Annotated in this window: 17 protein-coding genes and 1 tRNA gene; 11 read left to right on the top strand and 7 right to left on the bottom strand. The window is 41.8% G+C overall.

Annotation, left to right across the window (positions count from 1 at the left end):
• Window positions 1-9: 9 nt before the first annotated feature.
• From zwf to mutY, 6 genes are all read right to left on the bottom strand, one after another.
• On the bottom strand, window positions 10-1,518 hold the full coding sequence (gene zwf / locus ACRD6K_RS11455; RefSeq protein ID WP_430973361.1) for a glucose-6-phosphate dehydrogenase: 1,509 nt from the start codon (window positions 1,516-1,518) through the stop codon (window positions 10-12).
• Between the two features lie 74 nt (window positions 1,519-1,592).
• On the bottom strand, window positions 1,593-2,210 hold the full coding sequence (locus ACRD6K_RS11450) for a 4'-phosphopantetheinyl transferase family protein (protein ID WP_299579188.1): 618 nt from the start codon (window positions 2,208-2,210) through the stop codon (window positions 1,593-1,595).
• A gap of 3 nt (window positions 2,211-2,213) precedes the next feature.
• Window positions 2,214-2,789: a gliding motility lipoprotein GldD gene (gene gldD, locus ACRD6K_RS11445; protein WP_430973360.1), complete on the bottom strand. Its 576-nt coding sequence runs from the start codon at window positions 2,787-2,789 to the stop codon at window positions 2,214-2,216.
• 22 nt (window positions 2,790-2,811) lie between these two features.
• A complete protein-coding gene (gldE, locus tag ACRD6K_RS11440; protein WP_299579182.1) occupies window positions 2,812-4,131 on the bottom strand; it encodes a gliding motility-associated protein GldE in 1,320 nt (439 codons plus the stop codon).
• 18 nt (window positions 4,132-4,149) lie between these two features.
• Window positions 4,150-4,590, bottom strand: coding sequence for a single-stranded DNA-binding protein (locus tag ACRD6K_RS11435; protein ID WP_299579179.1), 441 nt, complete (start codon window positions 4,588-4,590; stop codon window positions 4,150-4,152).
• Between the two features lie 130 nt (window positions 4,591-4,720).
• Window positions 4,721-5,782, bottom strand: a complete 1,062-nt coding sequence (gene mutY / locus ACRD6K_RS11430; RefSeq protein WP_430973359.1) for an A/G-specific adenine glycosylase — start codon at window positions 5,780-5,782, stop codon at window positions 4,721-4,723.
• A 130-nt stretch (window positions 5,783-5,912) separates the two neighbouring features.
• On the opposite strand from mutY, the gene ACRD6K_RS11425 reads away from it, so the two are divergent.
• The 3 genes from ACRD6K_RS11425 (at window position 5,913) to ACRD6K_RS11415 (ending at window position 10,222) form a co-directional block, all read left to right on the top strand.
• A complete protein-coding gene (locus tag ACRD6K_RS11425; protein ID WP_299579173.1) occupies window positions 5,913-6,197 on the top strand; it encodes an HU family DNA-binding protein in 285 nt (94 codons plus the stop codon).
• A gap of 230 nt (window positions 6,198-6,427) precedes the next feature.
• The gene (locus tag ACRD6K_RS11420; protein ID WP_299579170.1) at window positions 6,428-7,978 is read left to right on the top strand and encodes an Rne/Rng family ribonuclease; all 1,551 of its coding nucleotides are present in this window, start codon (window positions 6,428-6,430) and stop codon (window positions 7,976-7,978) included.
• A gap of 222 nt (window positions 7,979-8,200) precedes the next feature.
• Entirely contained in the window at window positions 8,201-10,222 is a 2,022-nt protein-coding gene (locus ACRD6K_RS11415) for a protein-disulfide reductase DsbD family protein (protein ID WP_430973358.1), read from the top strand.
• 143 nt (window positions 10,223-10,365) lie between these two features.
• Here ACRD6K_RS11415 and ACRD6K_RS11410 read toward each other — a convergent pair whose 3' ends face one another.
• Window positions 10,366-11,133 (bottom strand): TrmH family RNA methyltransferase, encoded by a 768-nt coding sequence (locus tag ACRD6K_RS11410; RefSeq protein WP_430973357.1) that lies wholly within the window; start codon window positions 11,131-11,133, stop codon window positions 10,366-10,368.
• A 98-nt stretch (window positions 11,134-11,231) separates the two neighbouring features.
• On the opposite strand from ACRD6K_RS11410, the gene tamL reads away from it, so the two are divergent.
• From tamL to ACRD6K_RS11370, 8 genes are all read left to right on the top strand, one after another.
• Window positions 11,232-13,562: a translocation and assembly module lipoprotein TamL gene (gene tamL / locus ACRD6K_RS11405; protein ID WP_430973356.1), complete on the top strand. Its 2,331-nt coding sequence runs from the start codon at window positions 11,232-11,234 to the stop codon at window positions 13,560-13,562.
• 120 nt (window positions 13,563-13,682) lie between these two features.
• On the top strand, window positions 13,683-14,762 hold the full coding sequence (fbaA, locus tag ACRD6K_RS11400; protein WP_299579160.1) for a class II fructose-bisphosphate aldolase: 1,080 nt from the start codon (window positions 13,683-13,685) through the stop codon (window positions 14,760-14,762).
• 188 nt (window positions 14,763-14,950) lie between these two features.
• Entirely contained in the window at window positions 14,951-16,312 is a 1,362-nt protein-coding gene (locus tag ACRD6K_RS11395) for a sodium-dependent transporter (protein ID WP_430973355.1), read from the top strand.
• A 135-nt stretch (window positions 16,313-16,447) separates the two neighbouring features.
• Window positions 16,448-17,359, top strand: a complete 912-nt coding sequence (locus ACRD6K_RS11390) for a helix-hairpin-helix domain-containing protein (protein ID WP_430973354.1) — start codon at window positions 16,448-16,450, stop codon at window positions 17,357-17,359.
• Window positions 17,360-17,494: 135 nt separating this feature from the next.
• Window positions 17,495-17,686, top strand: coding sequence for a 30S ribosomal protein S21 (gene rpsU / locus ACRD6K_RS11385; protein ID WP_299579154.1), 192 nt, complete (start codon window positions 17,495-17,497; stop codon window positions 17,684-17,686).
• Window positions 17,687-17,729: 43 nt separating this feature from the next.
• Entirely contained in the window at window positions 17,730-18,614 is an 885-nt protein-coding gene (locus ACRD6K_RS11380) for a tyrosine-type recombinase/integrase (RefSeq protein ID WP_430973353.1), read from the top strand.
• 21 nt (window positions 18,615-18,635) lie between these two features.
• Window positions 18,636-18,938, top strand: a complete 303-nt coding sequence (hpf, locus tag ACRD6K_RS11375) for a ribosome hibernation-promoting factor, HPF/YfiA family (RefSeq protein ID WP_299579150.1) — start codon at window positions 18,636-18,638, stop codon at window positions 18,936-18,938.
• Between the two features lie 170 nt (window positions 18,939-19,108).
• Window positions 19,109-19,182: transfer RNA gene (locus ACRD6K_RS11370), tRNA-Thr, on the top strand.
• Window position 19,183 lies beyond the last annotated feature (1 nt).

Genomic DNA, 19,183 nt, shown 5'->3' with positions numbered 1-19,183 from the left:
TATAGTTTTCTAAAGTTCGCAATAGGTGCCATCATTCGACAAGTTTTTGCAGGGATAGCGCCACTGTCCGTCCTCTACCAATTGATCGGCCACATCGGGTCCCCAAGTTCCGGCAGGGTAGCCATAAATCGGAATATCGGTGTTGTTTTGCCAGGCATTCATAATGGGCTGAACAAAATCCCAGGCTTTTTCCACGGCATCGCCCCGCGAGTAGAGGGTGGCATCACCCTGCATACAATCCAGTAACAACCGCTCGTAAGCTGCTGGTAAACGGTGGGAATCTGCCAGGTCTTCGTAATGAAAATCCATGTTAACGGTTTGCACCCGGAAACCTGCACCCGGCACTTTCATGCCAAATTTCAATAAAATTCCTTCATCGGGTTGAATACGGATAACCAATTGATTGGCGGTTTGCTCCGTTTCGTATTGATTGCCGAACAAATGGTGGGGTGTTTTTTTGAAATGAATGACCACTTCGGTAACCCGGGTTGGTAATTTTTTACCGGTACGGATGTAGAAGGGAACACCTGCCCAGCGCCAGTTGTCAATAAAAAACTTCATGGCCATAAAGGTTTCGGTCCGGCTTTCAGGATCAACGCCTTCTTCTTGTCGATAGCCTTTCACCAGCTCTCCTTTAATATGCGATTCAATGTATTGGCCACGAATGACGTATTGATCAACCTCCTCTTCTTTGATTGGGCGCAGTGATTGAAATACTTTAAGCACTTCGTTTCGAATGGCATCAGCTTCCACCACTACCGGCGGTTCCATGGCTACCATGCCCACTAGCTGGAGCAGGTGATTTTGAACCATGTCGCGCATGGCGCCTGAGTGATCGTAATAGCCACCGCGGTTTTCAACCCCAAGGCTTTCTGCTGAGGTAATTTCAATATGATGAATGAAATTCTGATTCCAGATTGGTTCGAAAATTCCATTGGAGAAGCGTGTTACCAGCAGGTTTTGAACCGATTCTTTTCCGAGGTAATGGTCAATCCGGTAAATCTGGTCTTCGGCAAAGTAGTGCAACAGGTTTTTGTTTAGCTCTTTGGCCGATTCCAGGTCGGTGCCAAAGGGTTTTTCCACAATGAGCCTCCGGAATCCATCGTCCGTTTTATTCAAATCGACACTTGCCAGGTTTTTGGGGATAATTTCATACAACTGGGGTGGTGTTGACAGGTAAAAAATGAAGTTTTCGGGAATCGAGTTCTCCTTGGCGATTGTGAATAAACGGTCTTTAAGTACCGGGTATTCATAGGATTCGGCTGTTGAAATGGATTGGTAATACAGTCGGCCTAAAAACTTAGCAACCAATTTTTGATCTTCTCCTGTCAGAAATTCAGTCATACGCTGACGGAATTCTTCATCGGTAAGGTTGGTTCGACTAACGCCAAGTACAGCGAATTGATCTGGAAGAAGGTTCTGTTTTTCCAGTTCAAGAAGTGCGGGAATTAACTTACGTTTGGTTAAGTCGCCCGAAGCTCCAAAAATGACTAATATATGTGATTCGGCTTGTTTCATGATCGTGTTTTTTCAGGGATAAACAAGTTTGAGCATGTGAAGTTCTACAAATTGTTTGTTTTTTTAAACTTCGGTCATGCCGCAATTAAAAAGACAATTAATTGTTCGTTGTATTCAAAGTAATTCAGGTGGAAGTGTTCATTCCTTTCAGGTGTCACTAATTGAGCTGTCAACCGATTGTTTTTTTCCGGAGAAAGCACAATCTGATCTGAAAAATGGATGCCAGGGATACCGGCTATCTTGTATACGGCTTCTTTGGCGCTCCAAAATAGACAGTGGCGTTTGTTATCTTGATGTGCCCACATGATTTCTGTGGGAGAAAGGTATTTTCGTTCAATGGTCTTGAAGTTTCGGCTCAGACTTTCGATATCCAACCCAACAGGCTTATTGGTGTGAAGGATGATTCCGGCTAACTGGCTGGAATGGCTAATGCTGATGTATTGGTAGCTCGGATGGTTGACCTGTGGTTGTCCTTTGCTGTTGTAGCTTATTTGGGTTGAGGGACATCCGATGTAACGGAGCATCATTTTTACCGATAACCATTCTTGTTGCCTTTTTTTGTTTTTCAACGCATGAAAGGCTTCATCCTTATCAAGCAAGGGGAACTGCGCTTTCAGCCATTCCAGGTCTTCTGTCAGTTCCCAAAGGAGCAAGACTCCTTGGTCGATATCAATTTCTTTGACTAAGGGCATGAGTTAATTCCAGTGGGTTGTTTCAATTAAACGAATCACATCGGGCTCCAGAAAGTCGATCACCGGTCGAATGGAGTCGATGTTTGGGATTTCGCGGATGTAAAGCGCTCCCCGCAAAAAGTGTTCCGTGCTGTCGGTTAAAAAAAACTGAATGGGCGAAGCAGCATTGCCTTCAATATAGTAAATCGTGCCATAGACATGTTGTTCCCGGTTGATGAATAAGCGTTCCTCAATAGCATCTGCCTTGATGGAGTGGTCGTAGGCAAGTCGCCGCGATTCTTCCAGGTGTTTCTGCAAGTCGTTGTTGAGTGGGGCATAGCTCAGGTGCAAGTCTGCCTTGTTGGCTGGCGTGCTAATGGTTAGCCAGCCCGAATCGGAAGTGTAGGTGTAGTCCGAAGCGGATCGGGGAATGGAGTAATCGGCAACCTCAAAGGAGTAGGGAAGATTCTGCCCTAACCGGTGATAGGTTTTTTCCGGAAACTCAATTCGAAAATAACCTCGGGGTTTGGGGGTATATTCTTTTTGGCAAGCGCTCAATAGCACAACGAGCAAGACAATCAGAGAAAACTGCTTTTGCATAGGATCATTCTTTTAGGAAGTCTCAGTTAATTTCGACTTTGATTTTTTTGATGCGCCGGTTATCCACTGCTTCAATGGTGAAAACGAAATTTTCGCAGTTTAATTTTTCGTGTTTGTCCGGAATTTCCCCTTTCAGTTCCAGTATCAGTCCGGCCAAGGTATCGGCATCTCCTTTGTAGTCGTCAAAAACATGATCATTGCTTCCGGTGACTTTATAGAAGTCGTTGAGGAGGATTTTCCCATCAAACAAGTATTTGTTTTCAGCAATCTTCGTGAAATAGTTATCGTCGTCATCAAACTCATCGGCTATTTCGCCCACAATTTCCTCCAGCACATCTTCGAGGGTGACAATGCCCGAGCTTCCGCCGTACTCATCAACCACGATGGCCATGTGTACCTTGTTTTTCTGGAATTCTTCCAGTAAGTCATCAATCTTTTTTGTTTCAGGAACATAGAAAGGCGGACGAATGATGGTTTGCCATTTGAAGTTTTCCTTTTTATGAATGTGCGGAAGTAAGTCTTTGATGTAAAGAATGCCTTTAATATTGTCAAACGATCCGTCATAAACCGGAACACGGGAATAGCCCGATTCGTTAATTTTATTAATGACTTTGGTGTAGGAGTCTTTGATTTCAAGTGCCTCTACATCAACGCGTGAGCGCATGATTTCAACTACATTTTTATTACCAAATTTGACAATTCCTTCCAAAATTTCCTTGTCTTCGGCATGTTCATGTTCGAGTGTTAGTTCGAGTGCTTGCGAAAGTTCATTGACAGAAATGTTTTGAGTTTGTTTCTGGAAATGTTTATTCACAAACGAAGTTGAATGAATCAGGATGGCATTGATGGGACTGAAGAAACGTTCCAGCACCGTTAAAGGAATGGCCATGAAGCGGGCAAAACTCAGCGGGTGACTACTCGCATAAACTTTAGGTACAATTTCTCCAAAAAGCAGAAGAACAAAGGTAATGACCACCACCTGGAAGATAAATCCAATGGTAGGGGCTGCTTCAAAATTGAACAGTTTGCCGGTAGCATAGGCCGAAAGAATAACAATGCCTACATTAACAAAGTTATTGGCCACCAGGATGGTCGCCAATAACTTTTCCGGGTTCTCCAGGTTCTTTAATATCGCATGATTCTGCTTGCTTTTAGTGGACTTGAGTTTTTCACGATCTTGCGGATTCAGCGAGAAATACGCTACTTCCGATCCTGAAATCAAGGCCGAAGAGAACAAGAGTATCAGTATAAAGGCAAGGCTTAGAATTACAGCGGTTGTCAGAGGATAAAATTCAATATCTCTGGTGATTGCTGTGAGTATCGGTAAAGGGTCTGTTTCCAATTAAATTAATTTTAATTACTAGAAAGGTAGATCGTCTTCTTCGTTGGGATTGAAGTCGGGTTCACTCACCTGATTTTCCTGTTGGTTTTGGGCATTTTGCTGTTGGCTGGCGTTGTTGTTCTGTTGGTTTCTTGAACCACCAAGCATTTCCATATTGTCGCCGTATATTTCAGTGGTGTACCGTTTGTTGCCCTCTTTGTCTTCCCAGGAGCGGGTACGAATACGACCTTCAATGTAAAGGCGGTCTCCTTTTTTCACATACTGCTCGACGACCTTGGCCAAGCCTCTCCAAATAACAATGTTGTGCCATTCTGTTGTGGTCACTTTTTCGCCGTTTTTGGCGGTATAGCTTTCAGAGGTGGCCAGTGGGAAGTTGGCGACTGCAACATCCTTGTCCAGGTATCTGACCTCAGGATCGCGACCGACATTTCCGACTAAGATTACTTTGTTTACAGACATAATTAAAGATTTTTAGAATTAACAATAATAAATTTACAAAAATTCCCTCTCTGAAAGGCAATGTTTTAGTAAGAATTTTATGAATTACCCATTTGGGGCCTTAAATCATAACCTGTTCAATATGAATAAATCAAAGCCAGTTGTTTCGGTTTAATTCCTTTTCAATTGGCTTTGGAACAGCAAAGTTAAAAATATCTTTTTTATTCACCTTAATTGCAGAGGAGGGGAGTTTTATTTTTCCACCTATTTTCAAATAGATAAAGCGATAAAAGATGTGTTGATGGCTGAGAACTTGCTTTTGCCAGGGCGTTTCCTCCTCGATTTCGATTTTGGCATTCTGTGGCAGAATGAGTTGACTTTCGACAAGTGTCTGGTGAAGCTCCTTTTTGTCAGAGGTTTCCGTGAGTGGGAACTCGTAGAGGTTCTTCCAAATGTCGTTCGAGGTGCGCTTGGAAAGGTAGGTGTGGCTGCCATCGTTTATAATAAGGTAATTGAAGAAGCGCGTTCTTATTTTGACTTTTCCTTTTTTTACAGGGAGTGACTCCGTTGTTTTATTTCTAAGTGCAACGCAGGACGTATTAAAAGGACAGTTTGCGCAGCCTGGCTTTTTAGGTGTGCAAAGCGTGGCTCCAAACTCCATTAGGGCTTGGTTGAAATTGCCGGCCTGCTGCGGGTCCAAAAGTTCGTTAGCCAAGGCTGTAAATTGCTTTTTCCCTTGTCCGGTATCTATAGGAGTTTCTATACCATTAATACGTGACAAAACCCGGAAGACATTTCCATCAACGGCAGCATGGGGTAAATTGTAGGCAATAGATGCAATGGCCGCTGCCGTATATTCACCGATACCTTTTAGGCGAAGCAGGCTTTGGTAGTCCGCCGGAAAATGACCTTGGTGCTGCGAGACAATTTCCCGGGCTGTGTGGTGCATGTTACGGGCCCGGGAGTAGTAGCCTAAGCCTTGCCATAGCTTTAATATTTCATCTTCCGATGCTTTTGCAAAATCGTTAACACTTGGGTAAGCATCCAGAAAACGTATATAATAGGCCATTCCCTGGTCAATGCGGGTCTGTTGCAGGATGATTTCCGATAGCCAAATAGCATATGGATCAGCGGTTTCCCTCCAGGGGAGATCCCGTTTGTTGAACTCATACCAGTGGAGTAGTTTTTGGGAAAAAGAGGTATCTTTTGTCATAACTGCTTTAAAATCTATGTGAATTGCAAAAATAATTCATTTGAGGTGTTTAAAGTTTTTAAATAATTTTTATTTTTGCACTCCGAAACATGTGAATATATAATTTATTGAAAACTAAATATTTTAAGAGATGACTAAAGCAGATATTGTTAATGAAATTAGCAAGAACACGGGAATCGAGAAAGTAACGGTTCAAAAAACTGTAGAAGCTTTTATGGAAACTGTAAAAGATTCATTGACTGAAGGAAAAAATGTGTATCTTCGGGGATTTGGCAGCTTTATCGTGAAAAAGAGAGCAGAGAAAACAGCACGCAATATTTCAAAAAATACAACAATTATTATTCCAGAGCACTTCATTCCAGCTTTCAAGCCTGCGAAAACGTTTGTTGCTCAAGTTAAAGACCAAGTAAAATAAAACATTATGCCAAGCGGAAAAAAAAGAAAAAGACACAAGATGTCTACGCATAAGCGTAAAAAGAGACTACGTAAGAACAGACACAAGAAAAAGAAATAGTCTTACGCTTTTTTTAGCAATAGCTATAAAAGAAAAATCTTGGTTAAACCTAAGGCGCATGGCGCCTTAGGTTTAATCCGTTTATTAACTAATGTGAACAGTTACATTATAAATCAAATTTTAATAACGTTGTGAGTAGCGATCTAATTATTGATGTCTCTCCCTCTGAAGTCGTTATTGCCTTATTAGAAAATAAACGCTTAGTTGAACTTACCAGGGAAAAAAGCGGAGCAAAATTTGCCGTTGGCGATATTTATTTAGCCAAGGTGAAAAAAATTATGCCGAGCTTGAACGCTGCATTCATCGACGTTGGTTATGAAAAAGATGCATTTTTGCATTATCTCGACATGGGACCTCAATTTTCAACTTTGAATAAGTTCATGAAAATTGCCAGTTCCAAAAAGAACCGTATTTCTTCACTCTCAAAAATTCACTCCTTACCAGATATCAACAAGGAGGGAAAAGTAACAGAAGTATTGCAAGCAGGCCAGAACATTCTGGTTCAAATAGCCAAGGAGCCAATTTCAACCAAAGGACCCCGGCTGACCTCCGAGCTTTCAATTGCTGGACGAAATTTAGTGTTGATGCCTTTTAGCGACAAAGTGAGTGTTTCGCAAAAGATTAGCTCAACCGAAGAAAAAAACAGGCTGAAAAGACTAATTCAAAGTATTAAGCCAAAGAAATATGGTGTGATTGTCCGAACGGTGGCTGAAGGTAAACGAGTTGCTGAACTCGACCAGGAACTGAAACGACTGGTAGCCAAGTTTGAAACCACTTTCCAAAAGTTAAAAAAAGCCACCGCCCCGGCTTTGATTGTTGGAGAAATAGACCGGACCACAGCTTTACTTAGAGATATTTATACCCCAACGTTTAACAGTATCATCGTAAATGATGCTGCTGTGGCAGAAGATGTAGCCGATTACATTGCCACGATTGCCCCTGAAAAGAAGAAAATTGTAAAGACCTATACGGGTGGACAACCGATTTTCGATTATTACGGGGTCGACAAGCAAGTAAAAGCATCATTTGGTAAAACCGTTTCGTTTAAAAACGGAGCGTATCTGATCATTGAGCACACCGAGGCTTTCCACGTGATTGACGTTAACAGCGGCAATCGCTCAAAAGCAGGCGTAGATCAGGAAACCAATGCACTGGAAGTTAATTTGGCAGCAGCTGAGGAAGTTGCACGACAGTTGAGGTTGAGAGATATGGGAGGCATCATCGTGATCGATTTTATCGACATGCATGAAGCCGCAAACCGACAAAAGGTTTTTGAACGTATGAAAGAGGCGATGGGCGCTGATCGTACCAAACACAACATACTTCCATTAAGTAAGTTCTGTTTGATGCAGATCACCCGTCAGCGGGTAAGACCTGAAGAGCATGTGGAAACTGCTGAAGTTTGTCCCACATGTAAAGGCACTGGAAAAATTACGCCGACCATTCTCTTTACCGATGAATTAAGCAGCAAAGTGAATTACATATTTAAGGACTTGAATAAGAAAAGTCTGACGCTGAAAGTTCATCCGTATGTAGCCGCTTTTTTAACGAAGGGAATTAATTCCATCAAACGAAAGTGGTCATTTAAGTATTTCAAACGAATAACTATTGAAGGTGTGAATGCCTATAGTTTTCTGGAATACCATTTTTATGACGATAATTTAGAAGAGATTATTCTTTAAATAAAAAATCCCGGATTGTAGATTCGGGATTTTTTTTGTTTAAAAACGTTAACAATCATTGCGGTTTTATAACAAGTATTCAAATATATTGATATTGAAATGTTTAAATAACCGTTTGTGATGTCGCTGGCTTTAAATGATTGAATGTCATTTCCGGAACCAGCATTTCCTGCTTATATTTGTGTTCATATCAAAATAAAATATTAAAGAAATTGGTTAACAATGAAAATACTAAAACATTGCCTTACATCGCTCTTGCTCTTGTTTGCCATTCAGGGGTTTTCGCAAATCCTGGAGCCGGTAAAATGGTCGTTTGATTCGAAACAGGATGGTAAAGAGGTTCAGCTTATCTTTAAAGCGACTATCGAAGATACCTGGCATTTGTATGACACGGACTTGCCCGATGGCGGTCCGGTAGCTACTTCGATAAATTATGCGGACACCTCGCAGTTCGAGTTTGTGGGAGATTTAAAGAAGAATCCAGCGCCAACTGAAAAGTTTGACAAGACCTTTCAGATGGATTTGCGCTATTTTAGTGATCAGGTAGAGTTTGTTCAAGTTATTCGCCTGAAAACTTCAGATCCTGTGACAATTGAAGGGTATGTTGAGTTTATGTGTTGTGACGATGAAACCTGTTTGCCCCCCACCGAGGCTGACTTTTCCTTTGCGCTAAATGGTGCCGGGGCAGATCAGGGCGTTCAGCCGGAAACGATGGATAAGGGCGAAAAAACGACCCGGGTATTGACCGATAAAGGGAAAGAAGGTTCGACAGAAACTCTGTGGCTGTTTTTCTTTTTCTCTTTCCTGGCTGGTCTGGCCGCAATTCTTACACCTTGTGTTTTTCCGATGATTCCGATGACGGTTTCTTTCTTTATGCACAGTGGTGAGTCTAAAATCAAGTCGCGACTTTATGCTGCTTTTTATGGGTTTTCCATCATTGCAATTTATACAGTTGTCGGAACCTTGGTGGCTGTTCTTTTTGGTCCCGATGCGGCCAACTGGTTAAGCACTCACTGGCTTCCAAATATCCTATTCTTTGTCATTTTTGTGCTGTTTGCTTTTTCCTTTTTCGGCATGTTTGAAATTGTCATGCCAAGTTGGTTGGTAAACCGCTCGGACAAGCAAGTAGACAAAGGAGGCTTTTTGGGATCTTTCTTTATGGCTTTAACGCTGGTGCTGGTTTCCTTCTCCTGCACGGGCCCAATTGTTGGAGCAATTTTGGTTGAGTCGGCTGGTGGTGCAGTATTGAAACCCATTGTGGGGATGTTTGGATTTGCCTTGGCTTTTGCCTTGCCATTTACCTTGTTTGCACTTTTCCCGGGCTGGTTGAGTAATTTGCCCAAGTCGGGCGGATGGCTTAATTCGGTTAAAGTAGTGCTGGGATTTCTGGAATTGGCGCTGGGATTGAAATTCCTGAGTATTGCCGATCAGACTTATCACTGGGGAATCCTTGACCGGGAAGTGTATCTGGCTATTTGGATTGTGATTTTCACCTTGTTGGGGCTTTACCTGCTTGGGAAATTGAAGTTTTCGCATGACAGTGATTTGAAATTTATTTCTGTTCCGCGTTTGATGATGGCAATCGCTTCATTCTCCTTTGTGATATATTTAATTCCCGGAATGTTTGGTGCGCCATTGAAAGCGTTGGCCGGTTATATGCCTCCGCAAAGTACGCACGACTTTGACTTGCATGAGATTATTCGCGACGAGGTGCGCCTGGTGAGTTCTTCCGGAACCAGTATTGGTTTTAATGAAGCACACGAGCAGTGCGAGGATCCTAAGTTTGGTGAATTCCTGCACCTACCTCATGGATTGAATGGCTACTTTGATTACGAGCAAGGACTGGCTTGTGCCAAGGCGCTGAATAAACCGGTCTTTATTGACTTTACCGGGCATGGATGTGTTAATTGCCGGGAGATGGAAGCTGCAGTGTGGTCTGACCCACGGGTGTTGTCCCGACTTCAGAATGAGTTTGTAATTATTGCGCTCTATGTTGATGACAAATCGAAGCTGCCTGAAAGTGAATGGGTAACTTCAAGCTACGACGGAAAAGTTAAAAAGACTTTGGGTAAGAAATATGCCGATTTCCAGATTACACGATTTGGCGTGAATGCTCAGCCTTACTATGTGCTGACCGACACTAATGGCGAATTGTTGGTTGACCCGAAAGCCTATGATTTGAATCCGGACAATTTTGTGGATTTTCTGGATCGGGCTTTGGAGGAGTTTGAAAAGCGGAATTAATTAACTGTTCCCACCAAAAGAGAAAGCTCATCGAATGGTTACTGCAAAGTAGCCTGCGATGAGCTTTTTTTGTTATCCTACAGGAGTAATGGATACCGTTGCTCCTGTTTGTATTCGATTTTGACTGGATATATCCGTCTGATTTAATAGGTTCTGCGCTTGAACTCCGAACAACAAATGGAGGCAGCGCTGGCTACATTGAGCGATTCGGAACCTTCAGTGCCCAAAGCAAATGAAGGGATGTGCAGTTTTTGCTGAACCAATTTCTCAACCTCGGGTGAAATGCCGTTGCCTTCGTTGCCCAATATCAGGATGCCATGAGGAGTTAGCTCAGAAGTGTATATGTTTTCACCTTCCAGGAAGGTGCCATAAACGGGTAATTGCGACTGCTTTGCTTCGATGAGCAGTTTTTCCAGGTCGAGGTAGTGAACCTGCACACGAAAAATGGCGCCCATGCTCGATTGAATGACCTTGGGGTTGAAACAATCTGCGGTATTGGTCGAGCAAATCAGGTTTCTGATACCAAACCAGTCGGCAATCCGGATGATTGTCCCCAAGTTGCCGGGGTCTTGAATGAAATCAAGTGCCAATGAAAATTCTTCATTGAGCTGGGTTAGGCTAAACTGGGGGGAGGGCATTTCAACCACAGCAATTGCTTGCTGTGGGGCTTGCTGTAAGCTGGCTTTGCGGATTTCATCCGAAGTGCATTCGATCTGTTCGTCAGCTACGTTGGAAGAGAGTTGATGTGATTCAAAAAACTTAGCAGTACCTATTAAGAGTCTTACCCGAAAAGGGGAGGCGATGGCTTCCAGTACAAGTTTGTTTCCTTCTACTAAAAAAACACCTTCTTTTTCGCGTGTTTTTTTCCGGTTCAACGACTGGATAAATTTTATTTTATTTTTACTTAGCATGGTATTTGGCAAACAATTTGTAAAAATAAACACCCTAATCGATTTGTTTGCGTCCGATAGTGTTTATTTTTGTTGAAATTCCCAGAGAAGGTATAAAAATGAGAAAAGAAAAGCTGTTTAAAATAGGGGTTGGTCTGTGTATTGCCATCATGTGCTTTTCTTGTTCTTCAACCAAATTTGTTCCGCAAGGAGAATACCTGCTGAATGACATCGATATTGAAATTGATAATCGATCGATCAATAATGAAGAGTTAAAGGCTCAGATCAGGCAAAAGGAAAATCTTAAAATTCTTGGTTTTATCAAGTTCCACCTGGGACTTTATAATTTGTCTTCTGCGAAAAAAACTGAAGGGTGGTTTAAGCGCATTGGTGAAGCTCCTGTGATCTATGACGAATATATGACCCAGCGGTCTAAGGAACAGTTGGAGCTTTATCTTCGGAACAAAGGGTACTACGATGCTTCAATTGAAGATCAGGTTGCCTTTAGAGAGAAGCGTCAGAAGGTCGATGTCGTTTATTCGATAGAAACCGGGCAACCTTACCGTATCCGAAATTACACTTACCGGTTCGATGATCCGGCGGTTAGTGCCTTGGTGTTGGCCGATACGGTCAGGCAGCTAGTTGGTCGCGGTTCTGTTTTTGATGTGGATGTGTTGAATGCCGAACGTAAGCGAATTGCTAATCGGCTTAAGGATTATGGCTATTATAATTTTACCGAAGAGCATATTTCATATGAGGCCGACAGTGCGCTGCAAAGCCGTCAGGTTGATTTGGTTGTTGTGGTGACCGATGATGATTTGGAACAGGAAGTTGATTCGGTTCAGCCGCATCGGAAGTTTATGATCCGTTCGTTTCATGTAACCCCCGACTTTGTGCCCTCTCAGTTAAGTTCGCGTCAGCCGGTTTTGGAGCCAGACACCCTTCGCAACTTTCCTTACACTTTTTACTACAAAGGAAAAATGAAGTATAAGCCGGAGCTGTTTTATAATGTCAACCGGATGGAAGATAGTTTGTATTATTCGCAAAAGAATGTGGAGCAGACATATCGGTCATTGGTTCAGTTAAGACAGTTTCGGGTTGTCAACCTCAATTTTGATGAAGTGGAAAAAATGGGGAATGACTCAATTGGAATGCTGGATTGCAATTTCCAGTTGTCGCCACTTCCGAGGCAGGGCTTCTCTGTGGATCTCGATGGTACCAACTCTTCGGGAAACCTTGGGGTGGCCGGAAACTTCAATTACCAGCACCGGAATGTGTTTCGGGGCGCTGAAATATTTAACCTAAATTTAAAAGGTGCTATTGAGCGCCAACAGACTCTGATTAAAAACAGTAAGCTTGATTTTAATACCCGTGAACTTGGGATAGAAGGGTCTTTGTCAATTCCAAAGTTTTTGAGTCCGATAAAGCAAGGGCGTTTGTTTGGTTATCAGGTTCCTCAAACCAATCTGACCTTGGGGTACAACTATCAGCGACGTCCGGATTATACACGTACCATTACCAATTTCAGATATGGATACAATTGGAAGACATCTCAAACGAAAAATCATTTTCTGAGTATTGTCGATTTTAACTATGTGAACCTTTATGAGTTTAATGATGAATTTTTGAATTCAATCAGGGACCTGTACATCAAAAGTAGTTTTACCGATCACCTTATTTTTGCCATGAACTACACGCAGGTTGATAATACTCAAAACCTGAAACGCCGGGATCATTACCGCTACTTTAAATGGTCTTTTGAAGCTGCGGGAAATGCCTTGTCTTTGTATTCGGCGGCTTTTAACCGTCCGAAAGCGAGTTTTACCGATACCATTACCGGGCAGGTATCCAATTATCATGAAGTTTGGGGAACGCGCTATGCGCAATACCTGAAGGCTGATTTTGAATACCGGTATGGCTATATGATTGATAAGTATAATTCGGTTGTTGGGCGTGCGTTTGCGGGTATTGGCTTGCCTTATGGTAACTTTGATGTTCTTCCTTTTGAGAAAAAGTATTTTACCGGAGGGGCCAACGGAATCCGAGCCTGGCAGGTTCGATCCCTCGGACCCGGAACTTACAAGGCGCCTGTAGGTGCTTACCCCAATCAGTCGTCCGATATTAAACTGGAGGCCAACCTGGAGTATCGTTATCGGTTTGTTTGGCGTGTTGAAGGGGCTTTTTTCCTGGATGCCGGGAATATATGGGCAATCAACGAAAAAGACAACCGCCCGGGAGCGCAATTCAAACTGGATCAGTTTTACAAGCAGATCGCCGTTGGTACCGGTATGGGGCTGAGATTCGATTTTACCTATTTTGTTTTCAGGTTAGACCTGGGGATGAAATTACGTGATCCATCGCTTGAGGAAGGAAAAAGGCTGATTATTGGCAACTACCCCCTTTCGGCAGAGCATTTTAATCTCAGCTTTGCTATTGGATATCCGTTTTAACCTGCATTTAATGTTGGTTGCGATTATTTTTTGTTTTTTATTCGTAAATTTGCACCCGATCAAATTATTGGATCTCAAAGAGGAATAATCCCGTTTAATTTACTTAATAAAATACGAGCTATGAGCGAAAAACTTTTTGATAACATCAAGCCAGGTGTTGTAACTGGAGAAGACTTAAACTATCTTTTCAAAGTGGCAAAAGAAAATCAGTTTGCATTGCCTGCTGTTAACGTTACTTCTTCAAGTACGATCAACGCTGTAATGGAAGCTGCAAAAGATGTTGATTCTCCTGTAATCATCCAATTCTCTAATGGTGGTGCACAGTTCTACGCCGGTAAAGGTTTGAAACTGGATGGACAACAAGCTCAGGTTGCTGGTGCTGTTGCTGGTGCAAAAACAATTCACTTGTTGGCCGAAGCTTATGGTGTAAGAGTTGTTTTACACACAGACCACGCTGCCAAAAAATTATTGCCTTGGATTGACGGTCTTTTAGATGCAGGTGAAAAGCACTTCGAAGAAACTGGAAAACCTTTGTTCTCTTCGCACATGCTTGACCTTTCAGAAGAGCCATTGGAAGAGAATATCGCAATCTGTAAAGATTACCTGAAAAGAATGAGCAAAATTGGTATGACCCTTGAAATCGAATTGGGTATTACCGGTGGTGAAGAAGATGGTGTTGACAATTCAGATGTTGATAACTCACTGCTTTACACGCAACCAGAAGAAGTATGCTATGCTTACGAACAATTGAGCGAAGTTTCTCCTAACTTCACAATTGCTGCTTCATTTGGTAATGTACATGGTGTGTACAAACCAGGTAATGTTGTATTGAAGCCATCTATCCTGGATGCTTCTCAAAAATACATTTCTGAAAAATTAGGTTTAGGTGAAAAACCAGTAAACTTTGTATTCCACGGTGGATCAGGTTCAAGCTTGGAAGAAATCCGCGAAGCTATTTCTTACGGTGTAATCAAAATGAATATTGATACCGATACTCAGTGGGCTTACTGGGATGGTGTTCGTGCTTTCGAAGCCGCTAACCGTCCATACCTGCAAGGTCAGATTGGTAACCCAGAAGGAGCTGACAAGCCTAACAAAAAGTACTATGACCCTCGGGTTTGGGTACGTAAAGGTGAAGAAGCTGAGATTGCACGTTTGAAAATTGCATTTGAAGATTTGAACTGCATCGGAAGAAACTAATTCCGGCATAAATTTATAAAAAAGGCCCTTCAGTTACTGAAGGGCCTTTTTTATTTTTCACACATATCTATCTATCTCTAAGGATGTTTTTTTTGAAGGAAAGGGAAATATTTTGCATTTTTGCGCCCTTAAAGAGAGGAACTAGAAGCAAAACGCAGCGAATTGTGTTAAATTAAAACTTAGAGAGTATGTCTGAAATACTGAATACCCGTGATTCATTTGGGAGCAAATTTGGCGTGATCGCTGCAACCGCAGGTTCTGCTATTGGATTAGGAAACATTTGGCGTTTCCCGTATGTGGTTGGTGAAAATGGCGGTGGCGCTTTTTTAATCATCTACCTGGCTTTTGTTTTAGCCATTGGGTTGCCGGTTATGTTATCTGAGTTTATAATCGGGCGTAGCTCCCAGCGGAATGCTTTTGGAGCTTTTAAGGTTTTAGCTCCGGGAAAGCCCTGGTATTTGGTTGGCGTGATGGGTGTGGTAGCTGCATTTATGATTTTATCTTTTTACACGGCCGTTGCAGGATGGACGTTGGAGTATATCTATCAATCGTTTGCTAATGGTTTTGCGGGTAAGTCTTCGGCCGAACTGTCCTCAATGTTTACTGATTTTAGAAGCGAAAGTTGGCGCCCACTACTTTGGTTTTTTGTCTTTATGGCTATGACAGCCTTGGTGATTATTGCGGGAGTGAAGAATGGCATCGAAAAATACACCAAGATTTTGATGCCCGTTTTATTGGTGATTCTTGTCGTTTTATGTATCCGCTCGGTTACTTTGGAGGGTGCAACCGGAGGGTTGGAGTTTTTATTTAAACCCGACTTTTCGAAAATTACGGCCCGAACCGTTCTGGAGGCTCTGGGGCAGGCCTTTTTCTCTTTGAGTATTGGTATGGGCACGTTGATTACCTATTCTTCATATGTCTCAAAAAAGGAAACCCTAGGGAGCATTAGCTTCTCTGTTGCAGTGGCCGACACGATGATTGCAATCTTGGCAGGTGTGGCCATTTTTCCGGCTGTGTTTGCTTTTGGCATCGAGCCTGGCTCGGGAGAAGGACTGGTGTATATTACGCTTCCCAATATTTTTCAGCAAATGGCCGGCGGCTACGTCTTTTCATTGCTTTTCTTCTTGCTGTTGGGTGTTGCAGCCTTAACCTCTACAATTTCAGTATTGGAAGTTATTGTGGCTTATTTTGTTGAAGAGTTGAAGCTGAGTCGCAAGAAAGCAACTTGGCTGGCTACTGGTTCGGTGTCAGTAGTTGGCATCATGTGCACTTTATCCTGGGGCGCCATGAAGAATGTGGAGCTGTTTGGAATGAATGTGTTTTCGCTGCTTGATTTTATTTCTGCAAATATCTTATTGCCTTTGGGCGGCCTGCTTATTGTTGTTTTTGTTGGCTGGTTCTTAGGACGGAATAAGGCCAAGGCAGAGTTATCAAACGAAGGGCGCTTAAAAGTCGTTTATTTTCCGGCTTTCATAATGATTGTGAAGTTTATTGCCCCCATTGCTATTGCTTTGGTTTTTCTTCAGCAAATTGGCCTGATTCGCTTATAGGATAGCCATTTTCTTTTCATTGGTAGGAGGTATTGGGAGTCTTCGTGTTTTTATTTCGAAGTTTTTGTTGTAATTTTTAAAGTGTTTTTGTTAATCAGTCAATTGTTTGTTGGCTGGCACTTAAAGACTTGAATTGTGAGATTTCAGCAAATTATTCGGGAATATTTTTCTTTTACAAAAAATGAGCGCATTGGGCTGGTTGTTTTAGTGGTGCTTATTGGCTTGATTTTAGTCGCCAATCACTTGATTTTTTATTTTGAGAAACCCGGTAAAATTGATCCTGATAAGTTTCAAAAACTTATTGCATTGCTTGAAGAGCAGGAACGGAGGGGTGAAAAATCTGCTGAGGGATATCTTTTCTCATTCGATCCCAATGCAATTGACAGTATAAAGTTGGATAGTCTTCAGTTGCCTTTTTATGTGAAAAGGAATCTCTTGAATTATCGTTCCAAGGGCGGACGTTTTTATGAAGCTGCTGATTTTCGAAAGATTTATGGAATGACCGACTCAATTTTTGATACCATTCAGCCTTACATTCATATTGCCGAGTCTCGCGAGGTTCGTTTGGCCCCTGAAGTTGAAAAGGAGAGGCCTCAGGAGCGTCCGGTGCAATTGCCGGTAACACCAAAGCCTGAAACAAGGGTTGAGCCTATAGAAATTAATGCAGCTACTGCTGATGAGTTGAAAGAGCTTCGCGGAATCGGGGAGGTTCTTTCGGTGCGTATTGTGAAGTACCGGCAGCTCTTGGGAGGCTTCTGGGGTTTGGATCAGCTCCACGATGTTTATGGACTTAAACCGGAAACCATTGAAAACATTCTTCCGTATCTTAAATTAGATTCAACGCGAGTCGTACAAATTAATGTAAATTTTGCTTCTGCTGAAGATTTAGCCAGGCATCCTTACATTTCATATGAGCTTGCCAAAGCGTTGGTTCGTTTCCGTTCTGAGAATGGATTTGTGAATGAGCTTCAAATTTTATGCGAAAAAGAAGTAATCAGCGAGGTGGATTTTCCGCGAATCTCACCTTATTTGAGAACTAAAAACTAAGTGTATTTGTTTGTTTTAGTAAGTTTTAAAGGAATTGAGGGTTTTATCTTTTTATTTTTCAATTATAAATTTGATTAATGTCATAGAATACATATATTTGCGGCTCGAAATTTAAACAGTTAAAAATATAATAATATGATCGTTATTCCTGTTAAAGAAGGCGAAAATATCGAAAGAGCCCTTAAGAGATTTAAAAGAAAGTTTGAGAAAACTGGCGTGATTAAAGAGTTACGTGGAAGACAGGCCTTCACGAAGCCTTCAGTAGAAAGAAGAGCTGAGATTAAAAAGGCTATCTATATTGAACAAATGCAGCGCGAAGAAGACTAATTTATTTTAGCCGATTCCTGATGCAATGTAAAGACTTTGTTTAATGTCCTACCGGGAATCATTTCTGAAATATTTGAAATTCGAGAAAAGGTGTTCGAAGAACACCCTTGTAGCATACAGAAAAGACCTCGATCAGTTTGAAGAGTTTGTTTTCAAAACGGTCGGGGATTTTGATGTTCAGACGATTGATGCGAAACTAATTCGTAGCTGGATGGTTGAGTTGATGGAGCAGGGAATTGCGGCGAAAACCGTAACACGTAAAATTACGTCACTTAAGTCCTTTTTCAGATACTTGCTTCGCCAGGAAGTAATTGGTATTAGTCCGGCTGACGGTGTTATTTTGCCGAAGGTGCCCAAGAAGCTCCCCGTTTTTGTCGATGAGAACAGCCTTCATCATTTATTGGATGATGGTTATTTTCAATCCGACTTTGAAGGGGTGAGGGATAAATTAATCCTGAGCTTGTTTTATGGCACCGGTATTCGACTTTCAGAGTTAGTTAATCTGAGGCAAAGTCAGATTTTTTTTAGCGAGCATCTGGTTAAAGTGCTTGGAAAGAACAATAAAGAGCGAATCGTTCCATACCCCCGAAGTTTAAATTCATTATTTGAAGAATATATTTTGATTCGGGATGCAAACTTTGGTTCTAGTGAGCAACCATTTTTTTTAACCTCGAAAGGAAAAAAGGTCTACGAAAAATTGGTTTATCGTGTGGTGAAAAAGTATCTTGCACTGGTAACAACATTGGAGAAAAAGAGTCCCCATGTATTGCGTCATAGTTTTGCGACGCATTTGTTAAATCATGGGGCCGATTTAAATGCCGTTAAGGAGTTGTTGGGCCATAGTAATCTTGCTGCAACGCAGGTTTACACCCATACAACCACGGATAAACTTCAAAGTATATATAAACAAGCTCATCCAAGAGCCTAAATTTTTAGAGGAGGAAAAATTATGAACATTAATTTGAATGCCGTTCATTTTACACCAGACCAAAAGTTGGTAGATTTCGCTAGTAAAAAGATAAATAAATTGGATACCTTTTTCGAAGGTGTCATATCCGCAGAATTAACGCTGAAAGTAGTGAAACCGGAAACCGTCGATAATAAGATGGCTGAACTGAAATTGTCTATTCCCTCCAAAGGATATTTGTTTGCCAAAAAGGAAGCCGACACATTTGAAGAAGCAATCGATTTGTCAACCGATGCAATACGTCGCCAGCTTACTAAATTCAAGGAAAAACTGAAAGAAAAATAATTTCAAAAAAAAAATCAATTCCTGTGAATTAATTAAAAATATTTATACATTTGCAAACCCTTTTTGGACAAGTCTCTGATTAGTCAAGGCTTAAGCGAAAGGAGCATCGAAAAGCCTGTTTTTAGAGTAGTTTTTGAAGCTCTCGGTCGAGAAAGGGTTTGTTAAATACTGCCGAATTAGCTCAGTTGGCCAGAGCACGTGATTTGTAATCTCGGGGTCCTCAGTTCGAATCTGAGATTCGGCTC

This window comes from Sunxiuqinia rutila (assembly GCF_050589705.1).
In the GTDB taxonomy this organism is placed as follows: Bacteria; Bacteroidota; Bacteroidia; order Bacteroidales; family Prolixibacteraceae; genus Sunxiuqinia; species Sunxiuqinia rutila.
The sequence above is the reverse complement of the archived record's forward strand: the minus strand, read 5'-3'. Positions and strand labels throughout refer to the sequence as shown.

Bases quoted from the DNA above. Each gene is read 5' to 3' on its own strand.
- zwf (WP_430973361.1), bottom strand. From the start codon at position 1,518: ATGAAACAAGCCGAATCACATATATTAGTCATTTTTGGAGCTTCGGGC.
- ACRD6K_RS11380 (WP_430973353.1), top strand. From the start codon at position 17,730: ATGTCCTACCGGGAATCATTTCTGAAATATTTGAAATTCGAGAAAAGG.
- ACRD6K_RS11410 (WP_430973357.1), bottom strand. From the start codon at position 11,133: ATGCTAAGTAAAAATAAAATAAAATTTATCCAGTCGTTGAACCGGAAA.
- tamL (WP_430973356.1), top strand. From the start codon at position 11,232: ATGAGAAAAGAAAAGCTGTTTAAAATAGGGGTTGGTCTGTGTATTGCC.
- ACRD6K_RS11415 (WP_430973358.1), top strand. From the start codon at position 8,201: ATGAAAATACTAAAACATTGCCTTACATCGCTCTTGCTCTTGTTTGCC.
- ACRD6K_RS11425 (WP_299579173.1), top strand. From the start codon at position 5,913: ATGACTAAAGCAGATATTGTTAATGAAATTAGCAAGAACACGGGAATC.
- ACRD6K_RS11395 (WP_430973355.1), top strand. From the start codon at position 14,951: ATGTCTGAAATACTGAATACCCGTGATTCATTTGGGAGCAAATTTGGC.
- ACRD6K_RS11450 (WP_299579188.1), bottom strand. From the start codon at position 2,210: ATGCCCTTAGTCAAAGAAATTGATATCGACCAAGGAGTCTTGCTCCTT.
- ACRD6K_RS11435 (WP_299579179.1), bottom strand. From the start codon at position 4,590: ATGTCTGTAAACAAAGTAATCTTAGTCGGAAATGTCGGTCGCGATCCT.
- mutY (WP_430973359.1), bottom strand. From the start codon at position 5,782: ATGACAAAAGATACCTCTTTTTCCCAAAAACTACTCCACTGGTATGAG.
- fbaA (WP_299579160.1), top strand. From the start codon at position 13,683: ATGAGCGAAAAACTTTTTGATAACATCAAGCCAGGTGTTGTAACTGGA.
- rpsU (WP_299579154.1), top strand. From the start codon at position 17,495: ATGATCGTTATTCCTGTTAAAGAAGGCGAAAATATCGAAAGAGCCCTT.
- gldD (WP_430973360.1), bottom strand. From the start codon at position 2,789: ATGCAAAAGCAGTTTTCTCTGATTGTCTTGCTCGTTGTGCTATTGAGC.
- hpf (WP_299579150.1), top strand. From the start codon at position 18,636: ATGAACATTAATTTGAATGCCGTTCATTTTACACCAGACCAAAAGTTG.